This window comes from Fangia hongkongensis FSC776 = DSM 21703, assembly GCF_000379445.1.
GTDB lineage: Bacteria > Pseudomonadota > Gammaproteobacteria > Francisellales > Francisellaceae > Fangia > Fangia hongkongensis.
Genome location: NZ_KB902240.1, coordinates 214,220 through 227,808 on the forward strand (window position 1 = coordinate 214,220; position 13,589 = coordinate 227,808).

The window sequence follows — 13,589 nt, forward strand, 5'->3', positions numbered from 1 at the left end:
CTATGAAAATAACATTTAAACGATCAGTCAAAATAGTAGCCGTACTCTTTGTACTTATGTTCATTGCTGGCTGCGCGACCTCTGAGAAATACCGAGCGATATTAAACCAATGGCATGGCCACTCTATTGATGAATTTACCCAAATGTGGGGCTATCCAGATAAGACCTTGAAACTTGAGAACGATCAAACTGCCTATGTCTACAGTGATAAAGAGATTGTAAGCACGCCACTGACACAAATGCCTAGTAATATCACAACGGTTAAAAATGGAGATAAAACCACGGTGATTTCAACTCCTGGGACTATCGTTGGCGGACAAACTTACTCTCTTTCTTGTACCACTTGGGTTGTTTTCAATAACAAGACAAAACAAATCATCAATACCACATTTCGTGGGAACAATTGTGTTGCTTATTAAGCCATATCCCCATCTATACCACCCGAAAACCATTTTACAAATTCTTACCATAAATACATAATTAAATCATATCCATGCCTTATTCTGATACCCAGACAGATACACTTTGATCACTTTTTAGCCTTAAAAGTTATACAGCTTGCTAACGTATAGTGATATGGAATCAATGTATGAGATGCCTCTTATACACTTAGCAATGATCGCTAACTATACCAGCTACATCTAAAGATCAATATCATCGTTATCTGATAGTTATTTTAAACTCTAAAAGGGGAGAATGTTTTATGGGTATGAATACAGAGAATGTGAAATCACCTGCTTTATTTTCTGCTATTGCTATTGGTGTTGGCTGCATTATTGGCAGCGGTTGGCTTTTTGCCTCTTATAATGCAGCTAAAGCTGTGGGATCAATGGCATTTGTATCTTGGATTATTGGTGCAATACTCGCTTTAGTATTAGCATTATTACTTGCCGAAACCGCAACGATGTTTAAAGAGCGTGCTTTTTTCGCAAGAATTTTGACACTTTCGCACAAAAACACAGATTATGGTTTTGTGGTTGCCATCTCAAACCTTATGGGACTTATTTTAGTTATTCCCTCTGAAGCATCAGCAACAATACAATATCTAAGTGGAATATACCCAAGTCTAATGGCAGGCAATGACCTATCCTTAACTGGAGAGTTATATGTTATTGCTCTTATCATCGTTTACGGGCTGATTAATTTTTGGGGATTACAAGTGCTTGCCAAAGTGAATAACTTTATTACCCTGATCAAACTTATTGTGCCACTTGCCACCGGCTTGATTATTATTATTTATGCCGGATGGCATGGAGAGTTTCATGCTGCTAATTTTTCACTTAGTGGCTTTCATCAATCAATTGGAGGTATGATTGGTGGCGCTATTGCAACAGTGGTGACCGGTGGAATTTTCTACTCTTTTTATGGCTTTGGCATGATTGCCGTATTTGGCGCTGAATTAAAAAATCCAAAACGCAATATCCCCTTAGCACTTATTGGGTGTGTATTAATCTGCCTTGTTGTCTATCTTATTTTACAATTTGCATTTATCGGCGCTATGCCAACTGAGTATCTTGCCCACGGCTGGCAAAATCTAGAAGTATTCTCTTCACCTTTAGCACAGTTACTTGGGCTTATTGGCGTCAATGCTGCTATGATTTGGGTGCTGTATGCCGACTCAGCCATTAGTCCTTCAGGCACAGGTGCACTCTATATGGGATCAAGCTCTCGCATGATTACTGGGATGGCTCAAGATGGGCAGCTTCCCTCATTCTTTGATCGGATTATTGCAAAGTATAACCTATCAAGACGTTCACTTATCACCGTATTTATTATTGGTGTTGTGATGGTATTTTTCTCTAAAAACTGGCAAAACATCATGATTATGGTCACCGTGTTTCAGCTAATCTCATGTATTGCAATCCCCGTGGCACTTGCACGATTAAGAAAAAGTGAGCCAAATACTGCACGCGCGTTTAAAGTTCCTTTTGGACTATCACTCAGCTATATCATTTTCTTGGTTGTCTCATATCTTATGATTCAAGCTTCAATGAAAGCTGTGCTACTGGCATTAATCGCACACCTTATTCTTTTTATTGTCTATGCATTTAGCTACTACAAAAATGATCTAAAGAAAATTGCGAAATCACTCTGTTCTTCATGGTCAATTTTCTTATATTTGGTGATAAGCGTCCCTTTTAGTCACCTTATCGATATTAAGGCATTTAGCAACTTCTACGCTATTATTGCATTTATCATTGCATACACTGGTGTTTATATCGCAATGGTTCAGCAAAAGAACTATCAATAATCAAACGACTATTTTTTAGCAACAACGGTCGGAAATATCCTTTGTTTGTCCCATATAACCTGAATATTGCTAAATCCAACGTCCTTTAACAAAGCAATAAACTCACCTTCTGTCATATAACAATTCCATGCAACATCAAGAATGTCTTTAAATACCGTCTTTTGCTTCATAAGCCACTCAAAATCAATCTCATTCATATCCCATGGACTCTCAGCACTAAAAATAGGCGGCGGCGTTAAAAAGCTTGTTAATAACACACCTTCATCCTTCATGGCCGTGTGAAAAATTTGGTATAATTCCTTCACCTTATCCGCAGATTGAATATAAATGTTCAGGCCATTACTCACCACAAGATCATATTTATCTTTGACCGCAAAGCTAAAAATATCCTGTTCAATAAATTGATAAGCTTTCTCTAGTACATGATGATGATACTTCTTGGAAATTTCAGCCTTCACTTTGCGATCAAGATCAAGTGCATCAATTTTTATCGCCGCATTAGATGGATATCGAATATCAAAAAACTCTGGAAGCAAGCCACACGGTGCAGCGAGAATATTTAATGCTTCTTTATCAATTTCATCTTGAACGACTTTTTTAAAAAAACCAAAACGCTCTTGTGTTGCTTTAGCTGTTGGAAAGTTCTCTAAAAGAAGCTGATCATAGCGATCTAGCTCTTCTTTCTCTCCTGATTGGTAAAGTGGGTAGTTTACCATGACATCAGTCCAGTAGGCATTTAGCCCTCTATGTTCAATTAAAAACTTTCCAAGTGCACTTTCTTTTAACTCATTAAATATATCAAGCAAAGCACTTTCTTGACCAATGCGCGATTGAATTTCATCACACGCTTTATCAAAATTTGTATAATGTTGATGCGACAGACTTGTCATATTTCTCTCCTAGTTACCATTATTCATTTATATCATCATAAATACGTTACACTTTCATAATCGCTGTAATCTGCCTGCCTGTTTCGCCCTCTTTTCGGTAGGAAAAAAAGGCCGATGTATCACAGCAAGTACACAGCTGACTATCTAATATTTCAATATTGTGCTTTTTCAAAATTTCTCTTGCCACCAACTTATAATCAAACTGATAGTGTTGCGCTCTTTTAGAGGCAATAAATGCCTTTGTATAGTTCGGTGCTTTGGCAATAAAAAGATCTCTCACCTCTTCGCCGACTTCAAAGCATTTTTGACAAATGCCAGCGCCAATGTAGGCAATAGAAGGCTTATTAAAATAATCCAGTGTATTTTCAATTACGCCAGCTAACAGTCCTCGCCAACCGGCATGAATGGCAGCAACTTTTGAAGCATCTTGGCTTGCCAATAAAATAGCTAAACAATCTGCCGTTTGAACGAGACAAATCGCTTGTGCTTGAGTCGTAACAACAGCATCTGCGGCAATTTGATCCGGCTTTTGATAAACCCGCTCAAAATCACAAACACTACTGCCGTGAACTTGCTTTGGCCAAGCAGTTTTGGCATTTTGACAATGCTGTGAAATCAATGCGCGGTTTTGCGCAACCTGCTTTTTATCATCAGCAACATGCTTGGCAAAATTCAGCGCATCGTAAGGCGCATCTGAAAAACCACCCGTCCTTGTTGTGTAAAAGGCTTTTACACCCTTTACGCCAAGATCAATATCAACAAAAGCCATCTTGTCTTATCACATTTTTATGTTTCTAACGCCTTATAGGTTCTATCAACATAGTCATTCACGATATCAATAAACTCAGAGGCAATTTCCTCTCCACGCAAGGTATGTGCTTTTTTGCCATCAATAAACACTGGCGCCACAGGCACTTCCCCTGTCCCGGGCAGTGAAATACCAATATTAGCATGCTTACTCTCACCCGGCCCATTGACCACACAGCCCATTACCGCAACCTTCATGTTTTCAACGCCCTGATAACGGGTTTTCCAGTCATGCATTTTAACGGTTAAATGTTGATCGATTGTATCGGCTAATTCTCGGAAAAAACTGCTGGTGGTTCTACCACAACCCGGGCAAGATGACACCGTTGGCGTAAATGCGCGAAGTCCCATCGATTGCAAAATTTCACGGCATACCTTCACTTCATTGGTTCTTGGCGCACCCGGTTCAGGGGTCAATGAGACACGAATAGTGTCTCCAATGCCTTGCTGGAGTAAAATACCAAGACTCACACTGCTTGCAACAATACCCTTGATGCCCATGCCAGCTTCGGTTAATCCTAGATGAAGTGGATATTTACATCGCTCTGCTAATTGCTGATAAACAATTACCAAATCCTGCACTTCACTGACCTTGCAAGAGATAATAATTTTATCTTCTGACAGTCCAAGCTCCTCAGCATAGCGAGCACTTTGAAGTGCTGATTCAATCAAAGCTTTGTGCATAATCTCACGTGCTGATAAGGGTGAGCCATTTTGGTTATTCTCATCCATTAATTTAGCTAAAAGCTCCTGATCAAGTGATCCCCAATTCACTCCAATGCGAACCGGTTTGTTATATTGCACTGCACAGGCAATAATCTCAGCAAACTGGGTGTCTTTCTTTTTGCCAAAACCGACATTTCCAGGGTTAATTCGATATTTATCGAGTGCCTTGGCGCACTCTGGGTAAGCCTTAAGAAGCCTATGCCCATTGTAGTGAAAATCCCCCACAAGTGGCACATGAGAGCCTTTCTCTGCCAGAGCTTGCTTGATGATAGGGACCGCCTTAGCTGCAGCTTCATCATTCACGGTTATCCGAACAATCTCACTCCCAGCGCGCTCAAGCGCCAAGATTTGATTAATCGTTTTATCAATATCAGCTGTTGCTGTATCTGTCATTGACTGAACAACAACGGGCGAACCGCCGCCGATGGTGATATTACCCACTTTTACTTTTATTGCACTTCGCATGATTATCTCTCAATAGGCCTTGGGATTAATTGCCCGATATTTTATCTTCAAGCAATGCTTCAAGCTTTTCCGTATCTTCGGCAAATTTTCGAATCCCTTCAGCAAGTTTTTCTGTTGCCATCGGACTTTGATTCATCTGCCATCTAAATTCAGTTTCTGTCATTTTTGACGTAGGGGCAGTTTGCGGTTTGATTTTATCCCCATCCAACACTTGCTCAAGCTCACCTGTTGTTGTCTCTAATACTTTTAATAAATCAGGCGCAATGGTCAACGCATCACAACCTGCCAGCGCCGTTATTTGACCTACATGTCTGAAGCTTGCACCCATGACAACTGTTTTATAGCCGTAGGTTTTATAATATTCATAAATGGCTTTTACCGAAAGAACGCCTTGGTCTTTTTCAACTGCTGGGAAATCGCTCAGGCCATCGCTCTTTTTATACCAGTCAGTAATGCGACCAACAAATGGAGAGATAAGAAATACCCCCGCCTCAGCACAAGCAATTGCTTGGGCAATATCAAACATTAAGGTCAGATTACATAACACCCCTTCTTTCTCAAGAATCTCAGCGGCTTTAATCCCTTCCCATGTTGAGGCAATTTTAATTAGTACGCGCGAGCGGTCTATACCTGCCTCTTTGTACTTTTCAATTACTTTACGTGCAAATTTTACCGTTGCATCAGTATCAAAGGATAGCCTTGCATCCACCTCTGTTGAAACTTTCCCCGGCACAACCTTCAAGATTTCCAAACCAAAGGCAACAGCAATATCAATCATCGCCTCAGATAAACGAGCAGCACCTTGCAAATGGGCGGATTTCGACAATGCTTCTTTGACCACAAAGTCATACTCACTCATTAACACTGCCTTTAAAAGCAGGCTTGGATTGGTGGTAGCATCTATCGGTTGATAACGCTTAATTTGTGCAAAATCCCCTGTATCGGCAACCACTTTGGTCATACTTTTAAGTGAAGCTAATTCATTCATAAACTTATTCACCCTTTAAACTAATTTTACTTATTGATCTAGACTTGCCACATAGCATATAATTGATCGACAATACTCTCAACCTTTATTGTAAGTTTTGATTTATACCAATCACAAACCAATTTACGGTATTTAAAGCTCGCTTATTATAACAAACCTATTGGAGCATTTTGATGTTTTTTGCACAATCTTATTCACTGGCGATTATTTTTTGTATTATTACCATGCTTTGCTGGGGCTCATGGGCAAATATGCAAAAAGCCACAGGAAAAATTGAAAAGAAATGGGCTTTTCAATATTTCTACTGGGATTACGCTATCGGTGTCTTACTTGTCAGCTTTATTTTAGCAATCACCCTTGGCAGTCACGGTGAGCTTGGTAGAGGATTTTTTACTGATCTCACTCAAGCGCACTTTAGCATGATCGCACTGGCTTTTATTGGTGGGATTGTGTTTAATCTTGCCAATATTCTCTTAGTGGCGGCGATTGACATTGCAGGCATGGCTGTTGCCTTTCCAGTTGCCATCGGCATTGCTCTGGTGCTTGGAGTGATTTTAAATTATATTGTTCACCCAATAGGCAGCCCTTATTTTCTATCTGTTGGTGTTGTGGCCATTGCCGTTGCCATCTTCTTAGATGCAAAAGCCTATAAAGCACTGGGGCAAAACATCTCTGATTCACAAGTTCAAAAAGGTCTTTTAATCGCCCTTATCTCAGGCATATTAATGGGCTTATTTTACTATTTTGTTGCCGCTTCCATGGCAACGAATATCGCCCATCCTGAAACAGGGAAACTCACCCCTTATAGCGCAGGATTTATCTTTGCTCTTGGCCTTTTTATCTCCAATTTCATTATCAACACTTGGATGATGAAAAAACCTTTAAACGGAGCTGCTGTAGCACCATCTGGGTATTTTAAAGGCAAAGCTTTAACCCATGTTTTTGGCATTATTGCCGGCATCATATGGGGACTTGGCACGGGGCTTAATTTTATTGCAGCGGGAACAGCAGGTCCTGCTATCTCTTATGGGCTTGGACAAGGCGCAACGATGATCGCAGCACTTTGGGGTGTTCTTATCTGGCGCGAGTTTAAATCTGCACCTAAAGAAACCAACAAAGCACTCATTGCCATGTTTATCTTTTATATCATTGGCCTTTGCTTTTTAATTGCAGCAAAAGTGTAAACAAGGAGCATCTATGTCTGTTGTTGTTATTGGTAGCGCAAATACCGATTTAATTATTCAAACCCCTCATATCCCCGCCCCCGGTGAAACCATATTAGGCAGCGAGTACCATATTGCCTCTGGTGGTAAGGGAGCTAATCAAGCAGTTGCTGCAAAGCGACTCGGCGCCGAGGTCAGTTTTATCGCGAATATTGGTAAAGATAATTTCGGTGATGAGCTCATTCAAAACTACCAAAATGAAGGGATAAATATCGATCATATTACTCGATCAAATGTTCACTCTGGTATTGCAATGATTCATGTGGCTGAAGATGGTGAAAATGCCATCGCGGTTGCCTCTGGCTCTAACGCTCAGCTGTTGCCAAATGATATTCTGAGTAACGAGGCTCTCTTTAGACAATCTAACTATGTTATCTGCCAGCTTGAAACCCCGCTTGAGACAGTGCTATCTGCGGCAAAGCTTGCTAAGAAAACAGGAAATATTTTCATCCTGAACCCTGCCCCTGCTACTACATTACCCGATGAGTTATATCCACTTATTGATATCATCAGCCCCAATGAAACCGAAGCCAAAATGCTCACAGGTATTACAGTCACCTCTGAAGAAAGTGCAAGAGAAGCCGCCCAAGTGTTTAAAGAAAAAGGTGTTAAAAACAGCATTATCACACTGGGTGAAAAAGGCGCCTTTCTCTATAATGAGGCAGGCTTCGCACTTATCCCTGCTCATAAAGTTAAAGCGCTTGATACCACAGCTGCAGGGGATACTTTTAACGGTGCTCTTGTTGCATCGCTTGCAAGTGGAAAAACGCTGTCTCAGTCTGTTGCATTTGCAAACCTTGCGGCAAGTTTATCTGTGATGAAATTGGGAGCACAGCCTTCTATTCCTTATTTGAAGGAGCTGACCTCGAGCTAGCTTATTTTATCACTGCTATAAATACGATAAGATGAATAAATCAATGATCTAACAGGATGATAAAATGATGAAACGGAACGAACTACAAAACTACTTAACGGCCCTTTTAGACCCTGATGCAATAAAAGACTACTGTCCAAATGGGCTACAAATTGAAGGCAAAAATGATATTGAGCATATTGTCACAGGTGTCACTGCCAATCAGAAGTTGATTAATGCTGCAATCGAAAGAAAAGCCAATGCCATTTTAGTGCATCATGGCTATTTCTGGAAGTCTGAACCCTACCCTATTGTTGGAATGAGATACCAGCGCATCTCTCGGCTAATAAAACATGATATCAATCTTTTTGCCTATCATTTACCGCTCGATATTCACCCGACACTGGGAAATAATGTCATGCTTGCCAAGCTTCTGGGTTTAAAAGTGCTCTCAGAGTTCAATACCAATACTTCACCGAATTACGGTATACTTTGCCAGCCTCAATCATCTCTTAGTATTGATCAATTACAAGCGCACATTCAAAGCGCGCTTAAGCGCACCCCACTTGTGATTAACCCAACGAATAAACCTATTAGCAAAATTGCAATTTGCACAGGTGGCGCGCAGGATTTTATCGAACATGCCTATGAAGCGGGCGCTGAGGTATATATCTCAGGAGAAGCCTCAGAGCGCACCACACATTTTGCCGAAGAGCTTGGCATCAGCTATATCGCAGCAGGACACCATGCGAGCGAGCGCTACGGCATCCAAGCACTAGGCGAGCATTTAGCACAACACTTTAATCTACAGCATACTTTTATCGATATTGATAATCCTGTTTGAGTTTTATAATCTTTTTGCCCTTCTTTTACACCACTTTTACCTGTTTTACTTTTTTCCCCCATCTCAAGTGTGACAGTACTTGCCAAGTAATTTTGTATTGTAAATAATTAAGTACAATTCAAGGGCGGATATCAAATGGAAATACTCAATAATTTAAAAGCGATACTGCACTCCAAACGCGCTAATATTTATTATCTTGAAAAATGTAGAGTCATGCAAAAAGATGGACGAGTATTATATTTAAGTGAGGACAAAGCCGAAAATAAATATTGGAATATTCCAATTGCCAATACCACAGTTATTTTACTCGGCACGGGAACTTCAATTACTCAAGCTGCCATGCGTATGCTTGCACAAGCAGGCGTACTGGTTGGTTTTTCAGGCGGTGGTGCAACTCCTCTTTTAATGTCAACTGAAATAGAATGGATGACACCTCAAAGTGAGTATCGCCCCACAGAGTATGTTCAAGGTTGGATGCGTTTTTGGTTTAATGAACATTGTCGTCTTGATGTTGCAAAACACTTTCAAAATTGTCGCTTAAAGTTTATTCAAAAAACATGGTCCAATAATCGAGACTTTTCAGCCTACGGGTTTGATGCTCAGAATCAAGCGCTTAATGAACTTATCATACAAACCAAAAATAAAGTTGATCATGCTGAAAATGTCACTGAGCTTCTCACCATCGAAGCTTATCTTACCAAAAAACTGTATAAATTTGCTGCAAGTAACACAAAGTATGGTCAATTTTCTCGCCAACATGATGCTCAGGATCTTGCCAATACTTTCTTAAATCATGGTAATTATTTGGCATATGGTTTAGCAGCCTCCACATTATGGGTGTTGGGCATTCCTCACGGCTTTGCAGTAATGCATGGGAAGACAAGGCGCGGCGCTCTTATTTTCGATGTTGCAGATCTTATCAAAGATGCTGTAATTTTGCCGTTAGCTTTTATTTGTGCACATGAGAAAGCGACTGAACAAGAATTCAGACAACAGTGTCTACAGGCTTTTACTGATTATAAATGTCTTGATTTTATGTTTAATACTGTCAAGGATGTCGCGCTTAATACCGTCCATGAGGACCTACCATCATGATGGTTATTTTTGTGTCTGAGTGTGAGAAAAAAGCATTAAAACGCACAAGACGTGTACTTGATGCCTTTGCTAATCGCATTGGCAATAACACTTGGCAAACAGTGATTACACAAGAAGGCTTGCTTGCAGTTCAAACACTTCTTCGGAAAACAGCCAGTAAAAATACTGCCGTCAGCTGTCATTGGATACGTAGTCGCTCAAGAAGTCAGTTTTTATGGGTGGTTGGAAACAAATCAAAATTTAATACTGAAGGGGTTGTTGCTGTTAATTCAACAAAAAAAAATCCATTTGATACTTATATTGAGAGTGACTGGCAATATTTACCCTTAATAAAAGCGCTCGTTGCGCTATCCGCTTTATTGCATGATTGGGGTAAAGCTTCTGAACTATTTCAAAAGAAGCTTGCACCAACAAGCAAAAACAAATATAAAGCCGACCCTTTAAGGCATGAGTGGGTTTCAATCCTATTACTTAAAGCCTTAATCGGAAATAATGACAATAGTGATAAAGCTTGGTTATCTTGCTTAAGTGATGGAGATATACCTGAAAACGAATTAAAAGAGAACATTATAAACGAGAAAAAGCCACTTTCTCAACTACCACCTGCAGCTAAACTTATTGCCTGGCTGATTGTCTCACATCATAGATTGCCTCAAACCAAAGAAGATTACCGTGGAGAGGCATCAGCAACTATTGATAGCCTTTTAAATCGCATTACAAAAGAATGGGGATATTGCAATAACCAATATAAGCAAGAGGATAACAGGAATGAAAATGATTGTTTAAAATTTCCAGAAGGTCTTTTAACAAAATCACGTAAGTGGTTAAAGCAGCTTAAACGCTGGGCAAAAAACTTGAGCGATATGTTACCCTTGATTGACTCTGCCATGCAAGATGGTAGTTATCGCGTTATCTTACACCATGCTCGCCTGTGTTTAATGCTGGGAGATCACTATTACTCATCACAAGATGCTGCAAAAAATTGGCAAGGTGAAATAGAGTTATATGCAAATTCAGATAGAAAAACCAATGAGTATAAACAAAGATTAGATGAACATTTGCTTGGTGTTGCTGAAAATGCCTTAAGAACAGCTCATCTTCTGCCTGCTTTCGAGCAAGAACCTCCTGTTGTTAAAAATACTCATGAGCTGAAAAAACCAAGTCCAAACGGCTATAAATGGCAAGATAAAGCAACGGAAGAAATTCATCAGTGGAAACAGCAGGTGGATATAAATAAAGTAGGTTTTTTTGCTGTTAATATGGCAAGTACTGGGTGTGGGAAAACCTTTGCAAATGCTAAAATCATGCATACATTGTCTCTTGACGGCGAGAGCTTACGCTATATTTTAGCATTAGGTTTACGAACATTGACTTTACAAACAGGTGATGAGTACCGCAAGCGTGTTAAACTAACTAAAAAAGAGCTTGCCGTGCTTATTGGTTCAAAAGCAATTGCTGAGCTGCATGCTAATAACTCATCATTTGATGAAGATAAATCCGAAGAAGAGCTGGGCTCAGAGTCCAAAGAAAGTTTATTAGATGAATATGTGGACTATGAGTGTGATCTTCCAACTGATGGGCTAACGACCGTTTTAACAACAAATAAAGCGAAACAGTTTTTATATGCCCCTGTGTTAACTTGCACTATAGACCATATTATAGCAGCAACCGAAACTAAGCGTGGTGGCCGTTATATATTACCTTCTTTGCGCTTGATGTCATCAGATTTAGTAATCGATGAGATTGATGACTTTACAGGGTCTGACTTGGTTGCCATTGGTCGATTAATACATTTGGCAGGAATGTTGGGTCGCAAGGTAATGATTTCTTCTGCAACCATCCCACCACACTTAGCTCAAGGATACTTTAACGCCTATCAAGAAGGTTGGCAGCTTTACTGTTTGACGCGTAGTAGCGCAAAACCTTTCATCGGTTGCGCTTGGATAGATGAGAATAATACAAAAATCTCTAGCTTAACTCATTCACAAAATAAAGGTTCTTTAATTGATTATTTAGATACGCATAATCAATTCATTAAGAAAAGAGTATTAAAGCTCAGTAAACAAATTGCGAGACGCAAGGCTGAAATTATTGCTTGCCCTCTAAATAATGCTGAGAATTTAAAAAACTCAATAGAAAACAGAGAAACTAAAGAACGAGAATATTTTGCAAAGATAAAAGAAGCATTAATGCTTAAACATCAACAACATCATAGTATTGATCGAGTGACAAACAAAAAAGTTTCTTTTGGCGTGGTGCGTATGGCAAATATTACCCCTTGTGTTGCTTTGACTCGATATCTATTGCAAGAGCAGTACCCAAAAAATATACAAATAAAAGCTATGGCATATCATAGCCAACAGGCTTTATTATTGCGCCATGAGCAAGAGAAGCACTTGGATACTGTGTTAACAAGAAAAGAGCAATCAAATGAGCAGCCACAAGCATTTTCTAATGCGCTCATTCGTGAGCATCTTGATTCTTGTGTAGCTCAAAATGTTATATTTATTCTGGTTGCAACGCCTGTGGAGGAAGTTGGTCGTGATCATGATTTTGATTGGGCAATTGTTGAACCATCATCATATCGCTCAATTGTTCAGTTAGCTGGCCGTGTGCTAAGGCACCGACTTAAAGAAATTGATGCGCCCAACATTGGCATAATGCAGTATAATTTTAAGGCTTTTCAAGCAAATGATAAAACAGATTGTAAATACTTCATTCAACCCGGGTATGAGAATGGTATAAACAAAGCTTTATCAACCCATGATTTAGAAAGACTCGTAGATAAGCAGATGTTAATGCATAGTATTACGGCAATCCCTAGAATACAAATTCCCCCAGTTCCAAAAGAACAGCAACTTGCTGCACTAGAGCATTACGTGACTAAAAACATATTAGCCCAGTTTAACGCTAAAGGACCTAATACGCTTCAAGGTTATTTAACAGAAACTTGGTATTTAACAGCTTTACCACAGGTTTTACAGCCATTTAGACTTAGCGAGAAAAGTCAAAACTTGTTTTTAGTTTATAACGAAAATCTATCTTGCTGTTATTTCACTGAGAAGGATAAATGGGGAGAGATATTAAGCGATATAAATAATAATCCAGTTAATCGGGAAAAAATCTTGGATATCTCTCATGCTACACTTTCTGCTGAAGCGTTGCAAAATCTATGGTTAGTTCGTGATTATTCAAACTTGTTATCCCAATATATTGATGTCTCTGGAGCATCACTTGCAACAAGAGCAGCAGTTTCGCTACGTTACGGTGAATTAAATATAGTTAAACGGGAAAACACAAAGTATGAATACAGTGACCAACTTGGATTAGTAGAAAAGAAAGCATGAGCATAATGAGGAGGCAAGCTGCCTATACGGCAGTATTATCATTATATAAAATGACATTTTCTAAGCTGCTTGTTCAGCAGTTGACAGACTCAGTCTAATG

The 13,589-nt window shown here is 39.6% G+C and carries 11 protein-coding genes; 7 read left to right on the forward strand and 4 right to left on the reverse strand.

The features are described from left to right. Positions 1 to 2: 2 nt before the first annotated feature. Together A37Q_RS0102460 and A37Q_RS0102465 are read left to right on the forward strand one after the other, a co-directional pair. The gene (locus A37Q_RS0102460; protein WP_018298684.1) at positions 3 to 419 is read left to right on the forward strand and encodes a hypothetical protein; all 417 of its coding nucleotides are present in this window, start codon (positions 3 to 5) and stop codon (positions 417 to 419) included. A gap of 284 nt (positions 420 to 703) precedes the next feature. Beyond that, positions 704 to 2,251 carry an APC family permease gene (locus A37Q_RS0102465; protein WP_018298685.1) on the forward strand — a complete coding sequence of 516 codons (1,548 nt, stop codon included), beginning with the start codon at positions 704 to 706 and terminating at the stop codon, positions 2,249 to 2,251. 8 nt (positions 2,252 to 2,259) lie between these two features. Here A37Q_RS0102465 and A37Q_RS0102470 read toward each other — a convergent pair whose 3' ends face one another. Genes A37Q_RS0102470 through tal form a run of 4 tightly spaced genes read right to left on the reverse strand, consistent with a single transcriptional unit; the run spans position 2,260 to position 6,127 of the window. Continuing rightward, a complete protein-coding gene (locus A37Q_RS0102470; RefSeq protein ID WP_018298686.1) occupies positions 2,260 to 3,141 on the reverse strand; it encodes a class I SAM-dependent methyltransferase in 882 nt (293 codons plus the stop codon). A gap of 46 nt (positions 3,142 to 3,187) precedes the next feature. Further along, positions 3,188 to 3,910 carry a peptidoglycan editing factor PgeF gene (pgeF, locus tag A37Q_RS0102475; protein ID WP_018298687.1) on the reverse strand — a complete coding sequence of 241 codons (723 nt, stop codon included), beginning with the start codon at positions 3,908 to 3,910 and terminating at the stop codon, positions 3,188 to 3,190. A 17-nt stretch (positions 3,911 to 3,927) separates the two neighbouring features. Continuing rightward, positions 3,928 to 5,139: a flavodoxin-dependent (E)-4-hydroxy-3-methylbut-2-enyl-diphosphate synthase gene (gene ispG / locus A37Q_RS0102480; RefSeq protein WP_018298688.1), complete on the reverse strand. Its 1,212-nt coding sequence runs from the start codon at positions 5,137 to 5,139 to the stop codon at positions 3,928 to 3,930. Positions 5,140 to 5,164: 25 nt separating this feature from the next. Further along, complete coding sequence (tal, locus tag A37Q_RS0102485; protein ID WP_018298689.1) at positions 5,165 to 6,127, reverse strand: transaldolase; 963 nt, start codon at positions 6,125 to 6,127, stop codon at positions 5,165 to 5,167. A 173-nt stretch (positions 6,128 to 6,300) separates the two neighbouring features. Here tal and A37Q_RS0102490 point away from each other — a divergent pair, with 173 nt between their 5' ends. The 5 genes from A37Q_RS0102490 (at position 6,301) to cas3f (ending at position 13,489) form a co-directional block, all read left to right on the forward strand. Further along, positions 6,301 to 7,311, forward strand: coding sequence for a GRP family sugar transporter (locus tag A37Q_RS0102490; protein ID WP_018298690.1), 1,011 nt, complete (start codon positions 6,301 to 6,303; stop codon positions 7,309 to 7,311). Between the two features lie 13 nt (positions 7,312 to 7,324). Further along, positions 7,325 to 8,224: a ribokinase gene (rbsK, locus tag A37Q_RS0102495; RefSeq protein ID WP_018298691.1), complete on the forward strand. Its 900-nt coding sequence runs from the start codon at positions 7,325 to 7,327 to the stop codon at positions 8,222 to 8,224. A gap of 64 nt (positions 8,225 to 8,288) precedes the next feature. After that, entirely contained in the window at positions 8,289 to 9,047 is a 759-nt protein-coding gene (locus A37Q_RS0102500) for a Nif3-like dinuclear metal center hexameric protein (protein ID WP_018298692.1), read from the forward strand. Positions 9,048 to 9,182: 135 nt separating this feature from the next. Then, positions 9,183 to 10,142, forward strand: coding sequence for a type I-F CRISPR-associated endonuclease Cas1f (gene cas1f, locus A37Q_RS0102505; RefSeq protein ID WP_018298693.1), 960 nt, complete (start codon positions 9,183 to 9,185; stop codon positions 10,140 to 10,142). Continuing rightward, positions 10,139 to 13,489 (forward strand): type I-F CRISPR-associated helicase Cas3f, encoded by a 3,351-nt coding sequence (gene cas3f / locus A37Q_RS0102510; protein ID WP_018298694.1) that lies wholly within the window; start codon positions 10,139 to 10,141, stop codon positions 13,487 to 13,489. Before cas1f ends, cas3f begins: the two co-directional genes overlap by 4 nt. Positions 13,490 to 13,589 lie beyond the last annotated feature (100 nt).